Origin of the sequence: Novosphingobium rhizovicinum (assembly GCF_040813635.1) — a bacterium.
Lineage (GTDB): Bacteria > Pseudomonadota > Alphaproteobacteria > Sphingomonadales > Sphingomonadaceae > Novosphingobium > Novosphingobium rhizovicinum.
In genome coordinates, this window is record NZ_JBFNXR010000050.1 from 162,930 (window position 1) to 186,668 (window position 23,739).

The following is a 23,739-nucleotide window of genomic DNA, read 5'->3' on the forward strand; positions in this document are numbered from 1 at the left end:
ATAAGGTAGGCGTGAACGGAAGAACACTCACAACCCTTGCCGCCGCTGGCCTGCTCACCATTGCGGGAGTAATCTGGCTTGGTGCGCGAAGCACCGAAGCGCCTCCGCCCGCTGCGACCGCCGCTGCAGCGACAACCGGCACATCCCCGGATCAGAGCCGGGTGGCTCAAGCGGAGCCATCCGCAACTCCGGTCAGCCCGGAGATCAATACCGACTTCGTCGTCAAGCGGATCCTGCCCATTGATGGCCCGATCAAGTACGGAGAGTGGCACTGGAACGAGGATGGCGTCCCGCCCGGCCCCGTTGTCATCACCGTTGACCTGGACGCCCGCGTCCTTTCCATATTCCGCAGCGGCCATGAAATCGGCGCGGCGGCGGTGCTGCTCGGCACAGAGGAAAAGCCGACGCCGCTCGGTGTTTTCCCCATCACGCAGAAGAGGCGACACCACGTCTCGAACCTTTACGACGCGCCCATGCCCTACATGATGCGGCTGACCAACGACGGGATCACGCTGCACGGTTCAAAGGTGGAGTGGGGTTACGCCAGCCATGGCTGCGTGGGCATGCCAGAGCCGTTTGCAGCAAAGGTGTTCAGTGCGGCAGCCGTGGGCGACCGCGTGTTCATAACGCGCGGCAAGATGCTGAGCATGGGCGATTCGCTAGTGGGATCCTGATCCGACTTCACGCAGGCTTTGCCGAACCCCGCAATCCGCATCAGCAGCCGGATCGACTACCCTTCGCCTCCCCGGAGGAAAGCAGCAAGCGAACCAGTGTGCTGCACACTGTGCAGCCCGGCTCGCTTGCCTCTTTTCCGGTGCAGGCGACTGCCTGAAAGTCTGCGCTCAGGACTCGTCGGTATTGACGCTCGCTATGCCGGGCCGTTCGGCGCCCATGCCCGAGAAGCCGATGCAATAACCGCCGTCGACCGGCAGAACGGTCCCGGTGACATACGCTGATTCCTCGCTGGCGAAGAACAGAGCAGCGTTGGCGATATCCTTTGCAAGGCCCCAACGCCCCATCGGAATCCCCGCAAGCTTCGGAAAATCCTCTGGCGGTGTGTCATGCGTCTGGGACGCTTGGACCAGTCCGGTCCACATCGTGCCGGGCGCGATTGCATTCACCCGGATATTCTTATCGGAGTAATCAAGCGCTGCGATCTTCGTGAGCTGGTTCACCCCGGCCTTGGCCGCGCCGTACACGCTGTGGTGCTTCCAACCGACGACCCCTGAGGCAGACGTCGTGTTCACAATCGAACCGCCCCCGGTCTTGAGCATCGAAATCACGCCGTACTTGATGCCAAGGAAGGCGCCGCGAAGGTTTGTGCCGTGTACTTTATCCCACGTCTCCGTGGTCTGCTGGTGCAGCGGCGCCATGGGGCCACCGAAGCCAGCGTTATTGCACAGAATGTCGAGCCGCCCGAACGCATCTTCCGCCTTGGCGATCATCGCCTGCACGTCCTCCTCGTTCGAGACGTCACAGCGGATGCCGATGGCGCCGTTGCCCACGGCCGCGGCAACGTCATCCTGCTTGCCCGAGATATCGGCGAGCACGAGCTTCGCACCTTCGGCGCTGAACAACTCCGCCATGGCTTTGCCCATGCCTGAGCCCGCGCCGGTGATGACAGCGATTTTGCCTTCCAGCCTTCCGGCCATGCTTGCTTCTCCCTTTGTGTCGTTCGGTCGATGCGCGTCTTTTATGCGCTTGTGTCGATCGTCGGACGCACCGTAATCTCTGAGATGTTGGTGCGGCGCGGCATCGAAAGCATGAAGACCAGGGTCTCGCCGATGTCGCGCGGCTTCACGGCCCCTTCCTTGGTCACGTGCTTCTGGATCGCAGTGCGCCAGTTCGGGTCCTTGATGCTGTCACCCACCTCGGTCTCGGTAGCGCCAGGCATCAGCGTGCAGACGCGGATGTTCTTGCCGCCGAGTTCCTGGCGCATGCCGTCGGTCATGAAGTTCACCGCATGCTTGCTGGCCGAGTAGGCGCTGGTCATCGGCCCGCCCTTGCGCCCTGCCAGCGAAGAGATCGTGATGATATCGCCCACGCCCTGCTCCAGCATGTGTGGCACAGCTTCGGCACAAGTGTAGACCGTTCCCATCAGGTTGATGTCCATCACCTGCCGGTAGGTTTCGGTATCGCAGTTCTCAATCCCACCAGCCTGCATCACGCCAGCCGAGTTGACGAGGATATCGATGCGCCCGAATGCCGCGACCGTTTCGGCCACGGCGCGGCGCGCATCCGCCTCAACCGCCATGTCGCCGGGGATGGCGAGCGCTTTACCACCGAGCGCCTCGATCTTCTCGACCAGTCCGGCCAGTCTTTCGGCACGGCGCGCAGACATCGCCACGGTTGCGCCAGCTTCGGCGAGACACAGCGCAGTGGCTTCGCCGATGCCGGAACTGGCCCCGGTTACCAGCGCAACTTTGCCTTCGAGCGTTTTCGACATGCTTCGGGTCCTCTTCAAACGTATCCGCCCGCACGCGGTGCAGGCTCAAAAAGTATCCAATCGCTGGCGCCTCGGAACGGCAGTGTCAATGGTTTTGCTGAACACCCGTTCAAACTCGCACAGGGTTGCGTATACCTTCAGGCAATCGCCAGCACACTCCTGTGGATGAAACGGACCAAGTCCGCCTGCCCCCGCGCACCTGTTTTTGCGTAGATCCGCTTGGAATAGGTACGCGCCGATTCCACCGTCAGACCCAGTTCCCCAGCCGCTTCGGAAATCGACATGCCACGACTCAGCGCCAGCGCCAGCCGTGCCTCGCTCGGCGCCAGATCGAACAGCTGGGCCAACTGATCGCAGCGATCCGCTGAGGACCAGTTGTCGGCATGGACATAAGCAATCACGGCAGGCGCGGCGCGCATCGTGCTCACCCGTTCGATCGAAGGAACAAGCAGCAAGTCGAGCCAAGGCTCCCGGCTCAGCACGATGGCGCGCGGACGAGCCAGCGGATCGCCGAGCAGATCCGCCACCGCAGCGCCGATCTCCTTTCGCAGCTCCGGATTGCGCGCGGTCAGCCTCCCGTCTTTCCCGCGCGCTAGGGTGGCGCTGGCAGCCAGCAGTTCAGCACCGCTGTAATCGGTGTCGAGAATCCGTCCTTCGGTATCCAGCGTAACCCAGCCGAAGCTCATGCGCCGGATCGCCTCGGTCGCCACCGAGGCGCTCATCCGCTCCCGCTCGAGCGCAACATGCGCACGCATCGCCGCGCGGAGGTACGGCGCCAGATCGGCCAGCAAGGTGTCCACTCCGGGGCTAAAGTCGCTCTCCGGCCGCGTGATCGTGAGCCACCCGCTGACGCCACCCGCCTCCTCCACACGGATCATGCGCATGTGGCTCATGCCGCTCGGCACCAGCAACTGGCTGATGTAATCGCGATGCGAGGGGTCATCGATCTGCAGCAGTTCATCGAGTGGGTAGACCCGGCCCTCAACCATATCGTGGTAGGGTAACGGGTCGAGGCGGTGCATCTCCTCCCGGTAACGGCGCGAAACAAGGGCCGGCCAAGGCTCGCCAGCGTAGAGGTGAACTACTTGTGCCTCGGGCCGGCCAAAAGGCAAGGGGCGGAACACCAGACTGGCGTAATGCGCTGCAACGCGTTCCTTCAGCCGGTGCAGAAACACCGACCATGGCGGGTCATCCACCAGGCCCGCAATCAGCGGCTCGACCAGCGAGGATGCATCGTCTCCAGAAAGCATTGTTCTTATCCCCATATGGGAATTTGCCTGAGCCGTCCGGTAGACCACAAACCCGGCGGAGACAATCGCGCCCAACTTCATGAGGCGCGGATCGGGAGAGGATCGCCGCACTTATGCCTTTGGATATGCCCATCCAGCCTGCCGCCTTCCTGCGCACGACCCTGCCGCTCGGCATCGACATGGTGAGCGAGTACGACTCGGGTCGGTATCACTCAATATGGCTGCCAGACCACATGGTGAGCTTCTGGCCCGACTCGATCTGGACACCGGAGTTCACTGACCTCGCGAAAGCCAGCCCAAGCCCGCACCGGCATCTGGATGGCATGGCTGTCGCCGCAGCGGCTGCGGTGCTGACGAAGAACGCACCTCTGGCCACAACCGTCATCGATACGGTGCGCCGCCACCCCTCCCTGCTCGCGCAGTCGGCGTTGACCATCAGCCATCTGAGCAAAGGCCGTTTCATCCTGGGTCTTGGTTCTGGGGAACTGGAGAACACTGTCCCGTACGGGTTCGACTTCCGGAAGCCCGTCAGCCGCTTCGAGGAGTCCATAAAGGTCATCAAGCTGCTCTGGCATTCGGACGGTCCGGTCGACTTCGAGGGCGAGTTCTACAAGCTGGAGCACGCCCGGCTCGACACCGAACTCTACGACGGCAAGGCGCCGGAGATCTGGACCGGGGCAGCCGGCCCCAGGATGCTCGGGATCACCGGACGCGAGGCGGATGGATGGTGGCCGGCGGGCGCCTATACGCCTGAGGACTACGCCACGAAGCTTAAGGCCATTCTCGACGCCGGCGAAGCAGCCGGGCGCGACATGAGCCATTTCACCCCGGCGCTGACGCAGATCTGCCTGATCGGCGAGGAAGACGAAATTACCGAGATGCTGAAAGCACCGATGGTCAAGTCGATCATCGCGATGCTCAACGCCAAGGATGTGGAACAGTTCGGTTATCAGCACCCAATGGGTTCGGACTGGCGGGGTATCATGGACTTCGACCCGCACATCCTTACCCGTGAACGGATGATCCAGTTCTGCAAGGATCTCGACACTCAGATGATCCGCGACATCTTCCCGGTCGGGACGCCCAAGCAGGTCGCCGCCAAGATCAAGGGTTTCGCGGACGCGGGCATGCGGGTCTACAAGATCATGGAGTACGGCGCGATGGGTGGCATTCGCTTCAGCGCCAACTCGGCGGCAAAGGTGCGCGAAACAGAGGACGAGATCCAAAAGCTGGTGGGAGCCTGACGTGGCGACGTCTCCAGTAAGCACGATTGCCGAAGGCCAGCTTGTCGCCGAGGTGCTGCTCGAACGCGCTTGCGCCGAGACCGGCCTCTCCGACTGGGCGGACGAAAGCTTCCCCGAACGCTTCGGCAAGGCTGTCGCGCACATCAACACGATTCCGATGGATGCCGCCGGACGCACAGCTGCCGCCGAGAACATCCACTGGCTGCTGACCGACCGGCTCAAGTTCTTCCAGGATCGCAAGACCTATCCGCTGGCGGACGAGGTGATCGAACGCCCGATGTTCGCGAGCGGCGAACCACGTTCAGGCACCACGCTGATGCACGCGCTGATGAGCGTCGATCCGGACGCGCGGGCGTTGCGCTTCTGGGAAGTCATGCACCCCTCGCCCCCGCCGGGGACTGTCTCCGGTGAGGATCCGCGCCGGGTGATGGCAGACGACGAGTGGCGCGAGATCAACACGAAGATGTGGAAGTGGCTGCACTGCCATCCCTACAACGACATGCTCGGCGACGGATTGCCGGAAGATGAGCGCACCTGGGCCTTCGACTTTCGCGTGATGACGCCAACCGCCTGGTGGCGCGTACCGATGCAGACCCTTTCGCTGGGCCTGCCGACAGATCCAGTCGCCCAATACCGCATCCACAAAGCGATGCTTCAGGCCTTCCAGTACAACCGGCCCAGAAAGTATTGGGTCCTCAAGGGCTTCCACACCACGCGGCTGGACGCATTCTTCAACGCCTATCCCGACGCAACGCTCGTATGGCTACACCGTGATCCCGTAATGGTGGCGGCCAGCTCGACGATGATGATGTCCGACATCATGGAAGGCGTCGTCGGCAAGATCGATCTCGTGAAAGAGGCGAAGATGCACGTCGAACGCGTGCGCATGTCGATTGCAAACACCATGTCGCACCCGATGGTCAACGACCCGCGCATTCATCACGTCCTCTACTACGACTTCGTGCGCGACCCGATCCAGACGATCCGCGGCTACTACGACTTCGCCGGGCGGCGACTCACGCCTGAAGCCGAAGCAGCAATGCGTGACTACCTGGCCCACAACAAAGGCGACCGGCACGGCAAGTTCCATTACTCGACAAAGGTGCTGACCGACGCTGGCTATGACATCGACGCACTGAACGAAGAGTTCCGGCCTTTCCGCGAGCGCTTCCACGTGCCGATCGAAGTGCGCAAATAAGCGCATGCACCCGCGCGTCTGCCTCCACCAGGTCGCGTTCATGGGGCAGAGCACGACTGCCTTCGTCGCGTTCTGCCGCGAGGCCGGCATTGACTGGATGACTATGGTCAACCCGCACCTGCTCGGTCCCGGCACGCTGCCGGAGGCCGAAGCGGCGCTGGCCCAAGGCGGCCCTCGACCGATGACGCTGAACCAGCCGTTCGCGCACTTCCCCGACATCGAACGCGACAACGGTGAAGCTGCAGAGCGCCTCAACGAAGCCATCGAAGCCGCTGCCCGGCTCGGCGCACCGCAGCTCTACATCGTAACCGGTGGACGTGGATCGCTCGACTGGGAGGGCGCTGCGCAACGTCTCGCCACGCTCATCGCCCCCTGCCGCGATCTGGCGAAAGCACGTGGTGTCCGGCTGCTGGTGGAGAACGCCAATCCATTCAATGCCGACATCCACATCGCCCACACCATCGACGACACCGTGCGACTGGCCGAGATGGCTGGCATCGGCTTGTGCATCGATCTGGGCGCCTGCTGGTACGAGGGTGACCTCAGGACCAAGTTCGCCCGCGCCATGCCGCTGACGCGCCTGGTGCAGGTCAGCGATTATGTGCTCGGCGACCGCAGTACGCCTTCGCGCGCCGTCCCGGGCGACGGCGCGGTACCGCTCGAGCGCCAGATCGGCTGGCTGCTGGATGCCGGCTACGAAGGCATCTTCGACCTCGAACTGGTGGGTCCTCGCATCGAGGCTGAGGGTGCAGCAGCAGCTTCGCGGCGGGCGGCCGAGAACCTTTCCGAAATCCTCGTACGATTGGGAGCGTAAACCATGGCCTTTGGTGACGGAGCTGTTGATGCCGACCTGAAGGGAGCATGGGAGCACTTCTGCGACCGGTTGAAAGAAGCCGGCGCTTACGCTTTCAAGGACGCCAATCCCCCTGCTCCGCTCCACCGTGCGGACGGATTCCGCTTCCTGACTCAGAACCTGGGGCAGGCATTCGACCTCGCACTGGAAACGCGCAATCCGGCGTACCCGCAGATCCACTATTTCACGACGCCGACGATGAAGCTTGGCGCCGATGTGGCGGACTTCACCTACCGGCAGGCGTGGATCTCTGGCGAGCACACGTATCGCATCACCGGCAGGCGCGGCACGGCGCGATGGCTGAACATCACGGTCCAAGGCCCGAAGCCCGAGAAGATCCCCGGCACGGACTTCCCTTCGCTGCACGAACCGTTCGGCGACATCCCGGAGGCCAATATCCTTGGTTCGCAGCTTGAGACAGACGCGGATGGCAACTTCGAACTCTTTGTCGGCGGAGACGAGCGAAGCAGCAATTGGCTGCCCACCACCCCCGGCAGCCGTAAGCTCTTTATCCGGGAAGCTTTCGACGCCTGGGGTGAGACGCCGACGCATCTGACCATCGAGCGCGTCGGCATGGCCGAGCCGCGCCCGATGGCGACCCCCGAGCAAATGATCGAGGCTTTCGGCTGGGCCGGTGACTTCGTCACCGGTCTGATGCAGCAGTGGCCTGAACACTCCTGGCTGACCTCGGGAGGCGTCTGCGATCCGCAGCAGCGCAACCAGTTCCCCGCTGACAAGGCCGCCAATACCGCTGACGATGCCAAGCGCGGCCGCATGGCAGCGCACATGATCTGGCGCCTTCAGCGTGACGAAGCGCTGATCGTCGAAATGCCCTTTCACGACGGCTTCTGGATATTCGGGCTGGGCGGTCCGTTTGCCGGCTCGATGGACTTCCTTCACCGCCCCACCAGCTACACGCCCGCGCGTACGAGGATGGACAGTGACGGCGTCGTGCGTCTGGTCCTGAGCCATGATGACCCTGGCGTCCATAACTGGCTCGACACGCAAGGCTTCAGCGACGGCAACCTGACATACCGCAACCTGATGAGCCGCAATCCAGCAACCTTCCGCACCAGGTTGGTACCACGCGCCGAACTGATGGAGCACTTACCCGCAGAAACGGCAATGGTTACACCGGAAGAGCGCGAGGAGATGCTCCGGGAGCGGTACCGCGCCATCAAGCTTCGCTTCGGGCTCTGATCAGGATCACTCCCGATCCGTGGCCTGCGCCAGTGACGCGTGCGACTTTGCCGCTCAAAAGGTGCGGCCGCGCCTCATTCCAGTGGCGGAGCACAAGCTGCCACAGACTGGAAAGGGAGGGGAGATAGAGAATGGTGAGCCCTGCTGGGTTCGAACCAGCGACCTACTGATTAAAAGTCAGTTGCTCTACCGACTGAGCTAAGGGCCCCCGCATGCGTCTGCGGACGCGCTGTCCCCTAGGGCCGGCAAGCGGTCTGGTCAAGCGGTGGGTCTGGGCACGGCGACACAGATGCCGCAGAGTCAGCCCGGATCGCGGATCACGCCAGTCTGGTGCGATCTGCGCGGCCGGGCGAAGGACGAAGTCGCGCTGAGTGTATAGCGGGTGAGGAATTGTCAGTGCGTGGGTCGTGCAGGTTCCCCCGCTCCACAGGATGATGTCGAGGTCCAGCACGCGAGCACGCCAGCGCACGCCGCCTGCACGACGCCCGAACTGTCGCTCCAGCCCTTTCAGCAGCGCAAGCAGTTCCGTCGGCGGCATCTTCGTGCGGACGACGAGCGCGCCATTTGCATACTGCCGGCGCGAAGGGCCTACCGGTGCGGAAAGCAGGACCGGGGATGCGCTCTCGATCTCCAGTCCGGCCTGCGCCAGAGCAAGCTGCGCCGCAGCCAGCACGGCGCGCGGGCTGCCGTGCCGCATGTGGCGCAGGTTGGAACCCAGCGCGATCAGGTAGCGCTGGCTCACGCGCGTCAAATGTCCTGCGCGATGCGGCCGTAGAGTTGCGGTCTGCGATCACGGAAGAAGCCCATTCCCGCCCGGTGACGAGCGGCGCGCTCCAGATCGATCTCGTTCACGAGAACCCCCGTCTGTTCCCGCCCGAACTCCGACAGGAAATCGCCCCACTCGTCCGTGATGAACGAGTGACCATAGAATGCTTGCCCGTCTTCGGTGCCGATGCGGTTGGCCGCGATCACCGGCATGCAGTTCGAGACCGCGTGCCCCAGCATCGCGCGGCGCCACATGCGGCTGGTATCGAGATCGGTGTCATAGGGTTCGGAGCCGATGGCGGTCGGGTAGAACAGCATTTCGGCCCCCATCAAAGCCATCACCCGCGCAGCCTCAGGGTACCACTGATCCCAGCAGATGCCGATGCCGATCCGGGTACCGAACACGTCCCACACCTTGAAGCCGTCGTTTCCGGGACGGAAGTAGTACTTCTCTTCATAACCCGGCCCATCGGGGATGTGGCTCTTGCGATATGTGCCCATGATCTCGCCGTCCGGCCCGATCATAGCGAGCGTGTTGTAATAGTGATGGGCATCGCGCTCGAAGAAGCTGGTCGGGATCGCCACCTTGAGCCTGGCAGCCAACTTCTGCATCGCCTGCACGGACGGGTGATCGCGAGTGGGGCGGGCGAGTGCGAACAGCGCCTCCTCCTCCACTTTGCAGAAGTACGGGCCTGAGAACAGTTCGGGGGGCAGAATGATCTGAGCGCCCTTCCCGGCTGCCTCCTCCACCAGAGCGGAGACGGCCTGGATGTTCTCCGCCTCATCGGCGGAGTTCAGGGCAAGTTGCAGAGCGGAGACAGTGATACGGGTCATGGCCCGCACATATTAGGGTCTTTTGCGAAACAACAAGGTCATCCGGTCGCTTTCGCCGATTGCCTGATACTTGGCGCGATCCTGATCCTTGAGCGCCAGCGTGGGCGGCAGCGTCCAGACACCCTGCGGCCAGTTTGCGCTATCCTTTGGATTGGCGTTGATCTCGGAACTGCCGACCAGTTCGAAGCCATTGAGCTCCATCAGCCGGATTACGTCCGCCTCACGCAGATAGCCCTTCGAGCCATCCGCGTAGGAGTATGGCGCGTCGGCCTTGGCCCGATGCTGCTCGATCCCGATCATGCCGTCCGGCTTGAGCAGTTCGCGCATGGCTTTCAGCTCGCTGTCGGCGATGTTCCAGTTCATCATGTTATGAAGCATGCGCGGGATCAGGATGCGATCGAAGGTCCCTTTCTGCGCATCCGGGACGTCCTTGAGAGTCATGGCGGAGAAGTTCGCGGCGGGCAGGCCGGTAAAATCGGCCACGTCCTGCGGGTACTTCGCAGCGGCCGCAACAATGCCGGCCTGCCGTTTTTCACCGAAAGAACCGGAAGCCGGGTTGAAGAAAAGCCCGACGAGCTTGCCTTTCTCTCCCAGGTACAGTCCGAGGAAGCGCGAATACCATTCGCCACCAGGGGCATACTCGCCCACTTTCATATCCGGTTCCACGCCGAAAAAGGTGAGGCTTTCGACCGGATGGCGCCACGCATCACGGGCACGGTCGTTCTGGCGTTTCGCGTTTGCGGCGGCACGCTCAAGCGGCGCTTTGCAGCCCTTGCATGTCTGCGCACCGGGTGCGGACTCAGCAGCGTGGGCCGACATGGGTATGGCAACGAGACCAAGACCGGTCGCGAAAGAGAGCAGGAAACGGCGCATCGTCGATTCTCCCCATGATGGAAGTGCGCACCGTACCTGCGCACACGGCCCTGACAAGGGAAGACCCAGTGCCTATCTACGCGTCAGACCACCCAGACACAGGAAGACAAACAGCATGGAAACGGCAATTGTGGCGGGCGGATGTTTCTGGTGCACAGAAGCAGTATTCCGCGACGTCGTCGGCGTGGAGTCCGTGGAAAGCGGCTATATCGGCGGCGACGTCGAAAACCCGACCTATAAGCAGGTATGCTCAGGCTCGACCGGGCATGCCGAAGCGATCAAGGTTCACTATGACCCGCAAGTGATCTCCTACGCGGAGATCCTGGACGTGTTCATGGGCACGCATGATCCGACGCAGTTGAACCGCCAGGGCAACGATGTCGGCACGCAGTATCGCTCGGCGATCTTCCCCCTGGACGACGCACAGAGGGCGGAGGCAGAGGCTGCGATCGCACGCTCGAACGAAGAGAATGATGGCCGCGTGGTGACCACCATCGAAGGTCCGGCGCAGTGGTATCCCGCTGAAGAGTACCATCAGGAATACTGGGAAGGCGAAGGGCAGCGTAACCCTTACTGCCTGGCAGTCATTCCTCCCAAGCTGATGAAGCTGCGCAAAAGTTTCCAGGCGAAGGTCAAAGCCTGAGCAGCACGAAAGTGGCCCTGTTCCCCACAAGGAACAGGGCCTTTTTTTCTCAGCCAGCCTGTCGCAGATCAGGCCGGAGCTTGCTCTTCCACAGCCTGCTGCTGCGCCTTCGCTTCGGCACGCGCGGCCTTGGCCTTGATGCGCGCCCGATGCTCGTCCCCGTGGTCCAGCGTTCCGAACATCCAGTCATAGAGCGGGGTGATCGTCGCATAGTTGCCGCCGGTGAACTTCGCGTGGTGGTTGTGGTGCATCTCCGCCGCGTAGTTGAGATAGCGGAACGGGAAGCGGTCGCTTTCCCACAGGTCGTGATTGTGCAGATTGATCTGCGAGAACGCGACCCAGGTCACCACGATCGTCAGGACATGAAAGTCGCCCATGAAGCGCGACAGGACGAAGATCGTACCGATATACAGCCCTAGTCCAATCGCCACTTCGATGGGATGGATATAGCTGGAATCCCCGCGGCAGGGATTGTGCTGGCGGTGATGAACCGCATGAACCCAAACCAGCGGACCCGCCGTAACCCCGTTATCGTGAAACAGGAAACGGTGGCAGAGATAGTACACAAAGTCGTAGGCCATGAGGATCACGACAACGTCGATCAGCAGCTGCCACCAGGGCTGCGCTTCCAGCGTGACGCAGAACGGCATGATGAGTGCGAAGATCACCGCCATGAATATGGCGCCCCACTTGCGGTTCCACTTCTGGTTCGCCGCGTAATTGGGCTTCGCCATTTTCGCCGCGTACGCCTTGCGATTGCGCGCGTCCTCCTGGCGAAAGGCGGGAACAAGCAACACGAGCTTGGACAACACAAAGCTGACAGCAAAAATAGAGACGAGCGTCAGCGCGGAGAGCTTCCACTGATAATCCGCGGCTATCGCACTCAGCCAATCCGTCTGCATTTCACCCTCTCTTCCCAGCGACGATTCCCGTCGTGCCTCCTTCATAGCGAGAACATCATTCTCGCGCAACTATGAGATACACTCATTCACAAAATATTGAGGATCTATGATCGGGTCCAACGGGCTATGAAGAATCCGTCCAAACCGCCTTGCGCGGAGAGTTGGCCGGGATCGGTTTGTAACCATCCATCCCTGACGCACAGCCCTTCGGGAACTTCATCGACAAGGATCGGATCGGCTGAGAGTTCGACCTGCCGCGCCTGCTCCTCGCCCTCGGCAGTCTCGAGTGAGCAGACTGCGTAAATCAGCTTGCCGCCTGCGCTGAGCCACTCAGAGGCTCTTGCGATCAGCCTCGCCTGCAGATCCGCCATCTCTGCGATCTGTCGCGGACCGATCCGGTGCAGGACGTCCGGGTGGCGTCTACAAGTCCCCGTGGCTGTGCAGGGCGCATCGAGCAGAATCGCATCGAACTCGACCTCCGGGCGCCAGTCCAGCGCGTCGGCGACGACCGTATTCGCGCTGAGGCGAGTGCGCGCGAGATTGCTTGCGACGCGCTCCATGCGGCGCTTGCTGATATCGACCGCGGTAACGTCCCATCCCGCCGCCGCCAGTTGCAGGGTCTTGCCCCCCGGTGCCGCGCAAAGATCCAGCACGCGCCGCCCTGCCCCCTGCCCAAGCAGACGCGCCGGTAAACTCGCAGCCAGATCCTGTACCCACCAGGCGCCCTCCTGAAATCCGGGCAGTGCTTCTACCGGCGTGCCGCGAGAAAGCCGCACATGACCGGGAGCCAGAGATACGCCGCCTAGCCGCTCTGCCCATTCTGAGGTGGTGTCAGGATCCCGCAGCGCGAGGTCGAGTGGCGGTGGCAGCGCGAGACCGGCGGCAATGGCAGAGACTCTCTCGCCCCAACGCTCTTGCACCGGCTCTGGAAGCGTCGGCACGGCAGGCAGGCTCGCGCCCTGCTTCATCAAAGTGGAGAAGACGCCATGCGCGAGACGACGCGGGCCACCGGTCAGAAGCGGCAGGCCGGTTGCGATGGCTGCATGCGGAGGGGTTTCTAACCGCAGCGCCTGCGCCAGCATGATCTCCAGCACTGCGCGCGGCTTGGCATCATCGGGCAGACGCTGCCGGGTTGCTCCGTCGATCAATGCATCGAGGTCCACTCGCCAGCGTAGCGCCTCAGAGGCAATGGCTTTGGCCAAGGCGCGATCGGCATCGCCACGCACCCGGGCAAGCGCGCTGCTTGCCGCCTGCTCCATTGTCTCGCCCCGTCGCAACACGGCGTCTATGAGATTCAGCGCCGCGCGCCTTGCGGGAAGACCTGGTATATCCATTCCCCCGCCCTAATCGCGATTGCCAAGCATCGCCAGTCACCCCACATGGATTGCATGACACAGCGAGCAACAACGCGCCCGGAACCCTTCCGCAAGCCCGCGCATTGGTCGGACGCACCGCCGCCTACACCACGCGATGCGGAGGAGCAGGACGATCCGAACGGCCTTTCACCCACCCGCTATGGCGACTGGGTACAAAAAGGCATCGCCATAGACTTCTGAGCAGAGTTCAGGTGCGGGAGAGCCGCGAGGTCGCAGGCGCGACCACGCAGCGGTTACGCCCGCTCCGCTTGGCGGCGTAGAGCATCACATCCGTCGCCGCGAACCAGCTTTCCGCGTCAACAATGGCCGGGTCCAGCTCCGCGATGCCGAAGCTGGCGGTCACCTTCAGGCACAGACCGGGTTCAGCCTGCAGAGAGGCAGCGGCGACTTCCTCGCGAAGACGCTCGACCGCGATGACTGCGCCTTCGGCTTCAGTCTCGGGCATGAGCAGCGCGAACTCCTCACCACCGATGCGGCCCAGGACATCATTGGGCCGGATGCCGGTATGCAGAAGGCCTGCCACTTCGCGCAGCACTGCATCGCCGGCCGGGTGACCGTGCGTGTCATTGATCGCCTTGAAATGGTCGATGTCGATCAGGGCCAGGCTTGCGGCGCGTCCATAGCGACGGAACCGCTCGATCTCCTGGTTCGCCCTCTCGATGAAGCCGCGCCTGGTGAGCGTGCCGGTCAATTGATCGCGCGCGGCAACCCTGCGAAGCTCAAGCTGATCGACGACCACCCGCGCAAACTTGCTCAGCATGGCGACATCGGCCGGAGAGAAGTCGCGAACCGCCGTGTCTACGGCGCAGAGCGAACCTACGTTGTACCCTTCCGATGTCGTTAGCGGAACACCTGCGTAAGCGCGTAAACCGGGATCACCCAAGACCAGCGGATTGTTGCAAAAGCGTGCATCCTTGGTGGCGTCGGAGATAACCAGCGGCTCACGCTGAGCGATTGCGTGGGTACAGAACGAGACGTCCCGCGCGGTCTCGGTCGCATCCAGTCCGCTGCGAGCCTTGAACCACTGGCGGTCCTCGTCGAGCAGTGACACCACTGCTATCGGTACTCCAAGAACGCTGCGCACAAGGGCGACAATGTTCTCGAAGGGCTCCTCAGGACCGGTATCAAGGATCGCGAGGCGGTGCAGCGCCGCGATACGAGCACTTTCGTCTGACAGTCCAAAATCGCGATGCATCTCGAGTCTTCTGCGCCTTGCGTCCCACGGGCGTTCAAAAGAACCGCTAGGCTAACGATGGTTAAGAATTTGCACCCTCGCAGAGCGTGTCATGGGTTGATTTCGACCATGGATCCGTCCGGCACGACTTGCCAGAGCCAGTCCATCTCCGCGTTGGACACGGCAATGCAGCCGTCCGTCCAATCGCCATGCATCCGCCCGGTCGTGCCGTTCGGCTGGCCATGGATCATGATCATCCCGCCCGCGCTGCGCCCCCGAGCTCTTGCGAAGGCGACATCATGGGCGTCGGGATAGGAGATATGGAGAGACAGGTAGAAGGCACTGCGAGGATTGCGCCAGTCTATGACGTACCGCCCCTCCGGCGTCCTTCCGTCGCCTTCGAACTGCTTGGGACCGACCGGCTGCCACCCTAACTGTATACCCCCGATCCTGCGGAGCAGCCGCCCGGCGGACCAGACCTCGAGCGTGCGGGCTGCCTTGTAGACCCGGACAAGTTCGACGGCCTCGGGAGTCTGTGCGACCGACTGCGCCGCCGGCCCGCTCCGGGGCACTGGTGCGCAGGCGGCAAGGGCCAGGACAGCCAGGAGGAAGAGGAGGGGCAAGCCGCGCATGCCCCCGCTCCCGCAATTAATCCTGGAAGGGATCGCGCACGAGGATCGTGTCCTCGCGCTCTGGGCTGGTGGAAACCAGCGCAACTGGCGTCTCAATCAGTTCCTGCACGCGCTGGATGTACTTGATCGCCTGAGCCGGCAGATCCGCCCACGAACGGGCGCCTGCGGTAGTCCCGCTCCAGCCTTCCATTTCCTCATAGATCGGCTCGACGTTCGCCTGATCGGCGGCGTGACTGGGGAAGTAGTCCAGCACTTTGCCGTTCAGCCGGTATCCGGTGCAGATCTTCACCTTGTCAAACCCGTCGAGCACGTCCAGCTTGGTCAGCGCGATACCGGTGACTCCCGAGATCGCGCAGGACTGGCGCACCAGCACCGCATCGAACCAGCCGCACCGGCGCTTGCGTCCGGTCACGGTACCGAACTCATGCCCGCGCTCACCCAGACGCTGTCCCGTTTCGTCTTCCAGCTCGGTGGGGAACGGCCCCGCGCCGACGCGCGTGGTGTATGCCTTGACAATCCCCAGTACGAAGCCGGTCGCAGAGGGCCCGAGGCCTGATCCGCTGGCCGCAGTGCCACTGACGGTGTTTGAGCTGGTCACGAACGGGTAGGTGCCGTGGTCGACGTCGAGCAGCACGCCTTGCGCACCCTCGAACAGGATGCGGGCACCGGCCTTGCGAACCTTCTTCAGGCGCTTCCAGACCGGTTGCGCGTACTGCAGCACGAAGGGAGCGATCTCTCTGAGCTGTTCGATCAGTGCTGCGCGATCCACCGGCGGCTCACCGAAGCCGGCGCGCAGGGCGTCGTGATGTGCGCAGAGGCGATCAAGCTGCGGTTCGAGAGCATCGAGATGGGCAAGGTCGCACACGCGGATGGCGCGACGGCCGACCTTGTCCTCGTAAGCCGGCCCGATACCGCGGCCCGTCGTTCCGATCTTGCCCGAACCGGCAGCGGCCTCACGCAGGCCGTCGAGTTCGCGATGAATCGGCAGAATCAGAGGACAATTGTCGGCCAGCGCAAAGTTCTCGGTGTTGATCGCAACACCCTGCCCCTCAAGCTTCTCTATCTCGGCCTTGAGCGCCCAGGGATCGAGCACCACGCCGTTCCCGATGATCGAGAGCGTGCCGGTGACGATGCCGGAAGGCAGCAGCGACAGCTTGTAGACCTGTTCGCCTACAACCAGCGTGTGCCCTGCATTGTGGCCGCCCTGGAAGCGCACCACGGCATCTGCGCGACTGGCAAGCCAATCGACGATCTTGCCCTTGCCTTCATCGCCCCATTGGGCGCCGATCACGGTTACGTTGGCCAAGTCTTGCGGCCTTCCTGTGCTGTCTACGGTCCGCGGCGCGCCCTAGGCCCTGCGTCGAGGAAGGGCAATACGACGACGAGGAAATGTTGCAATTCCCGCGAGGATGAAGACCCTCATGGCAGCATGCTCGCCTGCTCATAGAAAGTGCCGGTCATGTCCGTCGGACCGGAATACAGAACCTGCACCAGGCGCCAGGAAATGCGCCAGCGATCGCCGCAGTCGGTATAGTATTCGTAGTAGCGGCCGACGGTCATCGTTGCTGGGCCGGTCCTCCAGGCATATTGCTCGGTCACGTACACTCTGCCGCTGCCCCGCCGGTGCCCCGTCAGCTCGAGCTGCGGTGTGCGGAAGTTCACCAAGGTACGCTCGACGCCTTTCAGGCTGCGATCCAGTTCCGTCATGATCTCGCTACGGCCGCGCAGCACCATCCCCTCGATCCGCCACTCAGCGTCAGGCGTGAAGCACTGCCCGATCGCGTCGACGTCTTTGCGCCATACGGCATCGGCATAGTGCGCGTACAACTGGCGGATGGGGGCCTCAGCAGTGGCGAACTGGGTCATCGACGTGGGGCTATCACTTTACTCCCGGTCTGACGGCAGCCAAGCGATAGACCGCATCGCAGCAAAGCTGACAACACGTATTCCCCCGAAGCGGGACATATCATCCCCTCGCTTGAGCCGCCTGAGGCCAACCCACAGCGCGGGCGGGTGAAGGGAGCGGCACCGTCTCCTGCGGTGGCATGGCAGGCCAGGGGCCGAAATCCGGAACATCAAAATGTGGGCCTGAGAGATCTGCGGGGCCCTGGTAAAGAAGCTGGAACAGGCGCCAGGAGAAGCGCCAGCGATCACCGTCATAGACATACCGCTCAAAGTAGCGGCCGATGTTCATGTTCGGCTGCTTGTCCCTCCAGCTGCATTGCTCGGTGGCATAGATCCGACCCATTGCCTGATCCTCGCGCCAGTCCAGCTGCGGCGTACCGAACGTGATGAGCACGCGATTGGCGTTGCTCATTATGTGTTCAAAGCCGGACGCTATTTCGTCGCGCCCGTGCATGACCATCCCGGCTATGCGCCACTCAGCCTCCGGGGCGAAGCACTGGCCAAACGCCGTCGGATCCTTGCGCCACACTGCGTCGGTATAGTGCGCGTACAACTGCCGGATCTGCGCTTCCACCTCCGCGAAGTGGGTGATGCTCATGCTTCTCTCCCGCTGATCCTGTTTTCGCAGCTTGAGCGATCAGCTAGTCATGAGACGGCGTCGGATGCAATATGCCAGCCTGAGAAGAGCATGGCTCAACCCAACGGAATCGCCTCGGCTCCTTCCAGCCGGTGCGAACAGCCAAGAGCCACCGGATCATCATCTTCCGAAAGCGCGGCGACGGTTCGCCAGCCGATCGCGCGTTGGCGAGCGGCTATAGCCGGATCGTGACCAGAGGGTAGGAACAGCGATGCCGGCTCGCTTTGGCTTTCCGCGAGCAGATCGATGAGGCGGTCTGGATAGAGCGAGAAGCCGGTCGCTGCCTCCCCATCACCGGTCTGGCCCAGAATGCGGTAGGTTCCTCCACGCCCCAGCGCGCCCTGCACGCCTTGCGCATAAATCGTGAATCCGAACCAGGACTGGTACTCGAACCCATGGCGTTCCGATGGATCCAGCGTGACGCGTGCGCGCCCCTCGACCCGTGCGGCGATCTCGCGCAGTCCCGCAATTCGGCTGGCCAGCGCGCCGCCAGCATCGAACTCGGTCAGACGCGCAATCGCATCCTCGAACGGACCGACAGCATAGAGCAGTGGCAGGTACGCCGTGCCCCCGGCATCGACCAGCCCACCCGCGTCCTTCGCATCCAGTTCACGGCGCACTGCCTCGATCTGGCCCTTCGCAAGGGGAAGCGTTTCGGCGGCAAGCGTATCTACGAGGTCCGGCAGCGTAAAGTCGATCGATATGCCAGTCGCTCCGGCACGCTCGAGCGCCTCAATCGCGATCGCAACCACTTCCGCCGCTGCCGCCACGCTGTCGCTGCCAATCAGCTCCGCACCCAGTTGCGAGCGCTCACGCGCGGGATCGAGGCCATCGCCTTTGATGGTGACCACTTGCCCGCAATAGCACAGCCGCAGAGGCCGCGGACGAGCGGCAAGGCTGGTCGCGGCGACACGGCCGACTTGCACGGTGATGTCGGAACGCAGAGCGAGGGTGCGAAGGGATACCGGATCGACGAAGCGGAACATCCGCCGTGGCTGCACGCCCGCCATACGGCTGGCCATCGACTTCTCGAATTCGATGGTGGGAGTTTCGACCCGCTCATAGCCATGGGAGGCGAAGACATCGAGTGCCCCGCGCCGCACACGACTGGCCGCGGCAGCCTGGGTTGGCAGCCGGTCGCCAAGTCCTTCGGGCAGAAGATCGCGGTCGGTATCGTGCATCAAAGGAGTTCAGCCCCGTTTATCGTTTCCCTCCCGGTTACCGGAGGGCTCGGGTGAGGGCCTGTAGTGCATCTGACGCCGCAGGACAAACAGGCGCTTGGCCCCTCCCGCACAAGGGAGGGGCACAAGAACATCAGAATGAGAGGGCTTTGACCATCTTCACGCCGGGCAGCTCACAAGCCTGCTTCAGCACGTCCTCGGAGACCGAACCGTCGACAGAGAGCAGCAGCACCGCTTCCCCGCCGGCATTGCGGCGGCCGAGATTGAAGGTGCCGATGTTGATGCCGTTCTCGCCCAGCAGCGTACCGATCCGGCCGATGAAGCCGGGAGCATCTTCGTTGACGATGTACATCATGTGGCCGGTGAGCTCGGCCTCGACCTTGATGCCAAACATCTCGACCAGGCGCGGCTCGACGTTGTTGAACAGCGTGCCCGCCACCGAACGCTCACCGCTTTCGGTCTTCACCGAGACACGGACCAGCGTGTGATAATCACCCTCACGCTCGGTCTTCACCTCACGGACTTCCAGACCGCGCTCCTTGGCAAGGAACGGCGCGTTGACCATGTTCACCGTGTCGGACTGCACGCGCAGGAACCCGGCGAGCACAGCTGCCACGATCGGTTTCTGATTCAGCTCGGTCGCGGCACCCTCGGTGTGGATCGAAATCCGGGGCACCGAATCGCGCGTGAGCTGTCCCACGAGGCTGCCCAGCTTCTCGGCCAGCGCCATGTAGGGCTTCAGCTTCGGCGCTTCCTCGGCGCTCAGCGAAGGCATGTTGAGCGCGTTGGTGACGCCGCCGCTGACAAGGAAGTCCGCCATCTGCTCGGCGACCTGCAAGGCCACGTTGACTTGCGCCTCGGTGGTCGATGCGCCCAGGTGCGGTGTGCAGATGAAGCCCGGGGTGCCGAACAGCGGCGAGTCCTTGGCGGGCTCGGTCTGGAACACGTCGAGCGCGGCGCCGGCGATATGGCCGCTGTCGAGCCCTTCCTTCAGCGCCGCCTCATCGACCAGCCCGCCACGCGCGCAATTGATGATGCGCACGCCCTTCTTGGTCTTGGCCAAGTTCTCGGCCGAAAGGATGTTGCGCGTCTGGTCGGTCAGCGGCGTATGCAGCGTGATGAAATCCGCACGGGCGAGCAGGCCGTCCAGATCGACCTTCTCGACGCCCATCTCCACCGCGCGCTCGGGCGTGAGGAACGGATCGAAGGCGACGACCTTCATCTTCAGGCCGAGTGCGCGGCTCGCCACGATCGAACCGATATTGCCGGCACCGATCAGGCCGAGCGTCTTTCCAGTGACTTCGACGCCCATGAAGCCATTCTTCGGCCACAGGCCCTGCTGGGTCTGCGCATTGGCTTCGGGCAACTGGCGAGCAAGCGCAAACATCAACGCGATGGCATGTTCCGCCGTCGTGATCGAGTTGCCGAACGGCGTGTTCATCACCACGACGCCCTTTGCGGACGCTGCGGGAATGTCGACGTTGTCGACACCGATGCCGGCACGGCCGATAACCTTGAGCTTGGGGGCAGCGTCGAGCACCGCCTGCGTCACTTTGGTTGAAGAGCGGATGGCGAGGCCATCGTAGTCGCCGATGCGGGCGATCAACTGTTCGGGCGTTTCGCCGGTGATGATATCGACATCGCAGCCGCGCTCTTCGAAGATGCGGGCGGCGTTCGGGTCCATCTTGTCGGAAATGAGGACTTTGGGCTTGGTCATGGTAGTCTCCTGTCGTCCCGGGCGTGACCCGGGACCGGGCTCAAAGGCGTGGTTCTGTGGCTGAGGCGATCCGGGCCAAGCCCGGAACGCCGTCAGGCTGACTTGGCGGTCTCGTAGGCCCAGTCGAGCCAGGGTCCGAGCGCCTCAATGTCAGCAGTCTCCACGGTGGCGCCGCACCATATCCGCAGGCCAGCAGGCGCGTCGCGGTAGCCGGCCACATCGTACGCTGCGCCTTCCTTCTCGAGCAGGCCGGCAAACTTCTTGATGAAGTCGGCGTCAGCACCGTCCACCGTCAGACACACGGAGGTCTTGGAGCGGATCGCCGGATCGGCAGCGAGATGGCCTAGCCAGTCACGCTCCTGAACAATCTTGTCGAGCGCCGCGGCATTCGCATCCGAACGCCCCTTGAGACCCTGCAGCCCGCCCAGCGACTTTGCCCATTCCAGCGCAAAGATCGCATCCTCAACAGCAAGCATCGACGGCGTGTTGATCGTCTCGCCCTTGAAAATGCCCTCGGACAGTTTGCGCTTGGATACCAAGCGGAAGACCTTCGGCAGCGGCCACTCGGGCGTATAGCTTTCCAGCCGCTCGACGGCGCGGGGACCGAGAATCAGGACGCCATGGCCGCCCTCGCCACCCAGCACTTTCTGCCAGGAGAACGTCGCAACGTCGATCTTGTCCCAAGGAATATCATAGGCGAAAACGGCGCTGGTAGCATCAGCGAAGGAGAGCCCCTCGCGATCGTCAGCGATCCAGTCACCATTCGGCACGCGCACGCCAGAGGTGGTACCGTTCCAGGTGAACAGCACGTCGTTCGACCAATCGACCTGCCCCAGATCGGGCAGTTGGCCGTAGTCGGCGCGGAGAATCGTAGGATCGAGCTTGAGCTGCTTGACTGCGTCCGTCACCCAGCCTTCGCCAAAGCTCTCCCACGCGAGCGTTGTAACAGGGCGGGCGCCGAGCATCGTCCACATGGCCATCTCGAAAGCGCCGGTGTCAGAACCGGGCACAATGCCGATGCGGTGTGTATCGGGAAGCTGCAGCACCTCGCGCATCAAATCGATGCAGTAGCCCAGGCGCGACTTGCCGATCTTGGCGCGGTGCGACCGCCCCAGCGATTCAGTCGCGAGCTTTTGGGGAGCGTATCCGGGCGGCTTTGCGCACGGGCCGGAAGAGAAAAACGGACGCGCAGGCTTGCGGTCCGGCCGGGTGTATTCAGTCATTTAAGACTCTCCTTACAGAGAGCTCGCGCGGCGTTGGGACCGCGTGGCCCGGGGGCCGAACTAGAGACCTGCGCGCCCAAGTCAAACGTAATCTCGATGGTACGCGCGGCTCGGGCGGTCGAGCGCAGGGCGTTGCCGCAAATTTGGCACTGCGATCCGAAGGTGTTAAGGCAAAACAAACCCTGATCTTTGATACCGCGTTTATGCGCCGAATTGTGCTGCTCCTTCTCGTGACGGCCACTCTCAGTGGCTGCGTCGATTCCCCGCAAGACACGCGGAGGGACGCCGTGCGCCCTTCAAAGGGGTTGCTGTCCCCTCGTCCCGAGACTCGCCAGTGCCTTTCACAATTGGGGCTTACGCAGGCCAGCTTCACGCCTTTGCCCGACCAGTATTTCGGCGGCGGCTGCAGCAATCTGGGAACTGTCCGCCTTTCAAGCCTGCGCAGCGATACCGATTCGCTCGCGCTGTCGAATCTTGGTCCCGTGACATGCAGCATGGCGACGCAATTCGCGGGCTGGGCTCGCTTCGGCGTCGATCGTGCGGCGGAGCAGATCCTCGGATCACGCGTTGCGAAAATCGAGACCTTCGGTAGTTACTCCTGCCGCACCGTTGCAGGGACCAGTCGCTTGTCCGGGCATGCCACGGCCAATGCCATCGACGTCTCGGGCTTCGTTCTGGAGGATGGGCGCCGCATCACCGTGCTGGACGATTGGGATGGCGGGACCTCTGCCGAACGGCGCTTCTTGCGTGTAATCCATGCCAGCGCCTGCAAGCGCTTTGGCACCACTCTGGGCCCCGCTTACAATGCGGCGCACCGGAACCATTTCCACCTTGAGGCCGACGCAGCAAGCTTCTGCCGCTGAGTCCATCCTATAATACGACTGGCCGCTTACGGACCATGTGTATGTTGCCCCCCAGCCACCTCTTTGTTTTTAAGGCAAATCGTATGCCGCGCTTCCGCACCGTTGCCCGCACGCTCCTGGCCTTTGCTGCCGCAAGTGTGACGCACCCTGCTCTTGCCGAGACCTCCCACGACGAGCAGGTCTGGTTGAACCTGACTTCTATGGGCTCGATCTCAGGCAACCTGATCTATTTCGCGGAAGTCCAACCGCGGATCGGCGACGGCGTGTCGCGCATCGATCCTTTGCTTCTCCGGGGCGCAGTGGGATGGAAGCTATCGCCCACCGTGTCAGTGTACCAGGGCTACGGCCACATCGTGTCACCGGTCGAAGGCGGGCGCGATATCAACGAGGAGCGCAGCTTCCAGCAGCTTAACCTGACGCTGGGCAAGCCGCTCGGGGGTGAACTCACCTCACGCACCCGGCTCGAGCAGCGCTGGCGGTCGGACGGCAGTGATGTGGCCTGGCGCATGCGCGAGATGCTCCGCTACGAGAAGCCGCTGCGCCCGTCCGACGATGCGGTCAACGCTCTGGTCTATTCCGAAATCTTCGTCGCCCTGAACGACACCGACTGGGGCGCCCGCGGCGGCTTTGACCAGCTGCGCACTTTCGTCGGCGCCGAGGTGGGGCTGCCGGGCACCTCGACGTTGGAAGTCGGCTATCTCAACCAGACCATCGACCGGACTGGCGGCCGCACGCAGATGAATCACGTCGCTGCCGTGGCGCTGTTCTTCCGCCACTGACCGAAGCGATCTTCCGGCACTGAGTGAACCGGACACAAAAAAGC

25 protein-coding genes and 1 tRNA gene are annotated in these 23,739 nt (G+C 63.0%); 9 read left to right on the forward strand and 17 right to left on the reverse strand.

Features of this window, described 5'->3' with window-relative positions; genetic code table 11:
* Nucleotides 1–11: 11 nt before the first annotated feature.
* Nucleotides 12–674, forward strand: coding sequence for a L,D-transpeptidase family protein (locus ABUH87_RS13380; protein WP_367774430.1), 663 nt, complete (start codon nucleotides 12–14; stop codon nucleotides 672–674).
* 168 nt (nucleotides 675–842) lie between these two features.
* Here the strand turns inward: ABUH87_RS13380 and ABUH87_RS13385 are convergent, their stop codons facing one another.
* From ABUH87_RS13385 to ABUH87_RS13395, 3 genes are all read right to left on the reverse strand, one after another.
* Nucleotides 843–1,652, reverse strand: a complete 810-nt coding sequence (locus ABUH87_RS13385) for an SDR family NAD(P)-dependent oxidoreductase (protein ID WP_367774432.1) — start codon at nucleotides 1,650–1,652, stop codon at nucleotides 843–845.
* 41 nt (nucleotides 1,653–1,693) lie between these two features.
* A complete protein-coding gene (locus ABUH87_RS13390) occupies nucleotides 1,694–2,446 on the reverse strand; it encodes an SDR family oxidoreductase (RefSeq protein ID WP_367774433.1) in 753 nt (250 codons plus the stop codon).
* 137 nt (nucleotides 2,447–2,583) lie between these two features.
* On the reverse strand, nucleotides 2,584–3,696 hold the full coding sequence (locus tag ABUH87_RS13395) for a helix-turn-helix transcriptional regulator (RefSeq protein WP_367774435.1): 1,113 nt from the start codon (nucleotides 3,694–3,696) through the stop codon (nucleotides 2,584–2,586).
* A gap of 113 nt (nucleotides 3,697–3,809) precedes the next feature.
* Between ABUH87_RS13395 and ABUH87_RS13400 the strand changes: the two genes are divergently transcribed.
* Genes ABUH87_RS13400 through ABUH87_RS13415 form a run of 4 tightly spaced genes read left to right on the forward strand, consistent with a single transcriptional unit; the run spans nucleotide 3,810 to nucleotide 8,191 of the window.
* Nucleotides 3,810–4,940: an LLM class flavin-dependent oxidoreductase gene (locus tag ABUH87_RS13400; RefSeq protein ID WP_367774437.1), complete on the forward strand. Its 1,131-nt coding sequence runs from the start codon at nucleotides 3,810–3,812 to the stop codon at nucleotides 4,938–4,940.
* A 1-nt stretch (nucleotide 4,941) separates the two neighbouring features.
* Nucleotides 4,942–6,138, forward strand: coding sequence for a sulfotransferase family protein (locus tag ABUH87_RS13405; RefSeq protein ID WP_367774438.1), 1,197 nt, complete (start codon nucleotides 4,942–4,944; stop codon nucleotides 6,136–6,138).
* A gap of 4 nt (nucleotides 6,139–6,142) precedes the next feature.
* Nucleotides 6,143–6,952 carry a sugar phosphate isomerase/epimerase family protein gene (locus ABUH87_RS13410; RefSeq protein ID WP_367774440.1) on the forward strand — a complete coding sequence of 270 codons (810 nt, stop codon included), beginning with the start codon at nucleotides 6,143–6,145 and terminating at the stop codon, nucleotides 6,950–6,952.
* Nucleotides 6,953–6,955: 3 nt separating this feature from the next.
* Nucleotides 6,956–8,191, forward strand: a complete 1,236-nt coding sequence (locus tag ABUH87_RS13415) for a DUF1214 domain-containing protein (RefSeq protein ID WP_367774442.1) — start codon at nucleotides 6,956–6,958, stop codon at nucleotides 8,189–8,191.
* Between the two features lie 132 nt (nucleotides 8,192–8,323).
* Here ABUH87_RS13415 and ABUH87_RS13420 read toward each other — a convergent pair.
* The 4 genes from ABUH87_RS13420 to ABUH87_RS13435 form a co-directional block, all read right to left on the reverse strand.
* A tRNA-Lys gene (locus ABUH87_RS13420) sits at nucleotides 8,324–8,399 on the reverse strand.
* A complete protein-coding gene (gene folK, locus ABUH87_RS13425) occupies nucleotides 8,355–8,933 on the reverse strand; it encodes a 2-amino-4-hydroxy-6-hydroxymethyldihydropteridine diphosphokinase (protein ID WP_367774520.1) in 579 nt (192 codons plus the stop codon). Before folK ends, ABUH87_RS13420 begins: the two co-directional genes overlap by 45 nt.
* Nucleotides 8,934–8,938: 5 nt before the next feature.
* Complete coding sequence (aguB, locus tag ABUH87_RS13430) at nucleotides 8,939–9,790, reverse strand: N-carbamoylputrescine amidase (protein WP_367774443.1); 852 nt, start codon at nucleotides 9,788–9,790, stop codon at nucleotides 8,939–8,941.
* A gap of 12 nt (nucleotides 9,791–9,802) precedes the next feature.
* Nucleotides 9,803–10,663 (reverse strand): class I SAM-dependent methyltransferase, encoded by an 861-nt coding sequence (locus ABUH87_RS13435; protein ID WP_367774444.1) that lies wholly within the window; start codon nucleotides 10,661–10,663, stop codon nucleotides 9,803–9,805.
* 115 nt (nucleotides 10,664–10,778) lie between these two features.
* Here ABUH87_RS13435 and msrA point away from each other — a divergent pair, with 115 nt between their 5' ends.
* On the forward strand, nucleotides 10,779–11,306 hold the full coding sequence (gene msrA / locus ABUH87_RS13440) for a peptide-methionine (S)-S-oxide reductase MsrA (RefSeq protein WP_367774445.1): 528 nt from the start codon (nucleotides 10,779–10,781) through the stop codon (nucleotides 11,304–11,306).
* A gap of 68 nt (nucleotides 11,307–11,374) precedes the next feature.
* Here msrA and ABUH87_RS13445 read toward each other — a convergent pair whose 3' ends face one another.
* Together ABUH87_RS13445 and ABUH87_RS13450 are read right to left on the reverse strand one after the other, a co-directional pair.
* The gene (locus tag ABUH87_RS13445; RefSeq protein ID WP_367774446.1) at nucleotides 11,375–12,208 is read right to left on the reverse strand and encodes a sterol desaturase family protein; all 834 of its coding nucleotides are present in this window, start codon (nucleotides 12,206–12,208) and stop codon (nucleotides 11,375–11,377) included.
* A 104-nt stretch (nucleotides 12,209–12,312) separates the two neighbouring features.
* On the reverse strand, nucleotides 12,313–13,542 hold the full coding sequence (locus tag ABUH87_RS13450; protein ID WP_367774447.1) for an RsmB/NOP family class I SAM-dependent RNA methyltransferase: 1,230 nt from the start codon (nucleotides 13,540–13,542) through the stop codon (nucleotides 12,313–12,315).
* Nucleotides 13,543–13,596: 54 nt separating this feature from the next.
* On the opposite strand from ABUH87_RS13450, the gene ABUH87_RS13455 reads away from it, so the two are divergent.
* The gene (locus ABUH87_RS13455) at nucleotides 13,597–13,764 is read left to right on the forward strand and encodes a DUF1674 domain-containing protein (protein WP_367774448.1); all 168 of its coding nucleotides are present in this window, start codon (nucleotides 13,597–13,599) and stop codon (nucleotides 13,762–13,764) included.
* 7 nt (nucleotides 13,765–13,771) lie between these two features.
* On the opposite strand, the gene ABUH87_RS13460 is transcribed toward ABUH87_RS13455, so the two are convergent.
* The 8 genes from ABUH87_RS13460 to ABUH87_RS13495 all read right to left on the reverse strand — a co-directional run bounded on the left by ABUH87_RS13460 (nucleotide 13,772) and on the right by ABUH87_RS13495 (nucleotide 22,053).
* Nucleotides 13,772–14,779, reverse strand: a complete 1,008-nt coding sequence (locus ABUH87_RS13460; RefSeq protein ID WP_367774449.1) for a GGDEF domain-containing protein — start codon at nucleotides 14,777–14,779, stop codon at nucleotides 13,772–13,774.
* Between the two features lie 89 nt (nucleotides 14,780–14,868).
* On the reverse strand, nucleotides 14,869–15,390 hold the full coding sequence (locus ABUH87_RS13465; RefSeq protein WP_367774450.1) for a L,D-transpeptidase family protein: 522 nt from the start codon (nucleotides 15,388–15,390) through the stop codon (nucleotides 14,869–14,871).
* 16 nt (nucleotides 15,391–15,406) lie between these two features.
* Nucleotides 15,407–16,696 (reverse strand): adenylosuccinate synthase, encoded by a 1,290-nt coding sequence (locus ABUH87_RS13470; protein ID WP_367774452.1) that lies wholly within the window; start codon nucleotides 16,694–16,696, stop codon nucleotides 15,407–15,409.
* Nucleotides 16,697–16,809: 113 nt separating this feature from the next.
* The gene (locus ABUH87_RS13475; protein WP_367774454.1) at nucleotides 16,810–17,256 is read right to left on the reverse strand and encodes a nuclear transport factor 2 family protein; all 447 of its coding nucleotides are present in this window, start codon (nucleotides 17,254–17,256) and stop codon (nucleotides 16,810–16,812) included.
* A gap of 100 nt (nucleotides 17,257–17,356) precedes the next feature.
* Nucleotides 17,357–17,893: a nuclear transport factor 2 family protein gene (locus ABUH87_RS13480; RefSeq protein WP_367774455.1), complete on the reverse strand. Its 537-nt coding sequence runs from the start codon at nucleotides 17,891–17,893 to the stop codon at nucleotides 17,357–17,359.
* 95 nt (nucleotides 17,894–17,988) lie between these two features.
* Nucleotides 17,989–19,113, reverse strand: coding sequence for an ATP phosphoribosyltransferase regulatory subunit (locus ABUH87_RS13485; protein ID WP_367774457.1), 1,125 nt, complete (start codon nucleotides 19,111–19,113; stop codon nucleotides 17,989–17,991).
* 133 nt (nucleotides 19,114–19,246) lie between these two features.
* Complete coding sequence (gene serA, locus ABUH87_RS13490) at nucleotides 19,247–20,830, reverse strand: phosphoglycerate dehydrogenase (protein ID WP_367774459.1); 1,584 nt, start codon at nucleotides 20,828–20,830, stop codon at nucleotides 19,247–19,249.
* Nucleotides 20,831–20,922: 92 nt separating this feature from the next.
* Nucleotides 20,923–22,053 (reverse strand): phosphoserine transaminase, encoded by a 1,131-nt coding sequence (locus tag ABUH87_RS13495; RefSeq protein WP_367774460.1) that lies wholly within the window; start codon nucleotides 22,051–22,053, stop codon nucleotides 20,923–20,925.
* Nucleotides 22,054–22,256: 203 nt separating this feature from the next.
* Between ABUH87_RS13495 and ABUH87_RS13500 the strand changes: the two genes are divergently transcribed.
* Nucleotides 22,257–22,916 (forward strand): extensin family protein, encoded by a 660-nt coding sequence (locus tag ABUH87_RS13500; protein WP_367774461.1) that lies wholly within the window; start codon nucleotides 22,257–22,259, stop codon nucleotides 22,914–22,916.
* 83 nt (nucleotides 22,917–22,999) lie between these two features.
* Entirely contained in the window at nucleotides 23,000–23,695 is a 696-nt protein-coding gene (locus tag ABUH87_RS13505) for a DUF2490 domain-containing protein (RefSeq protein WP_367774462.1), read from the forward strand.
* Nucleotides 23,696–23,739 lie beyond the last annotated feature (44 nt).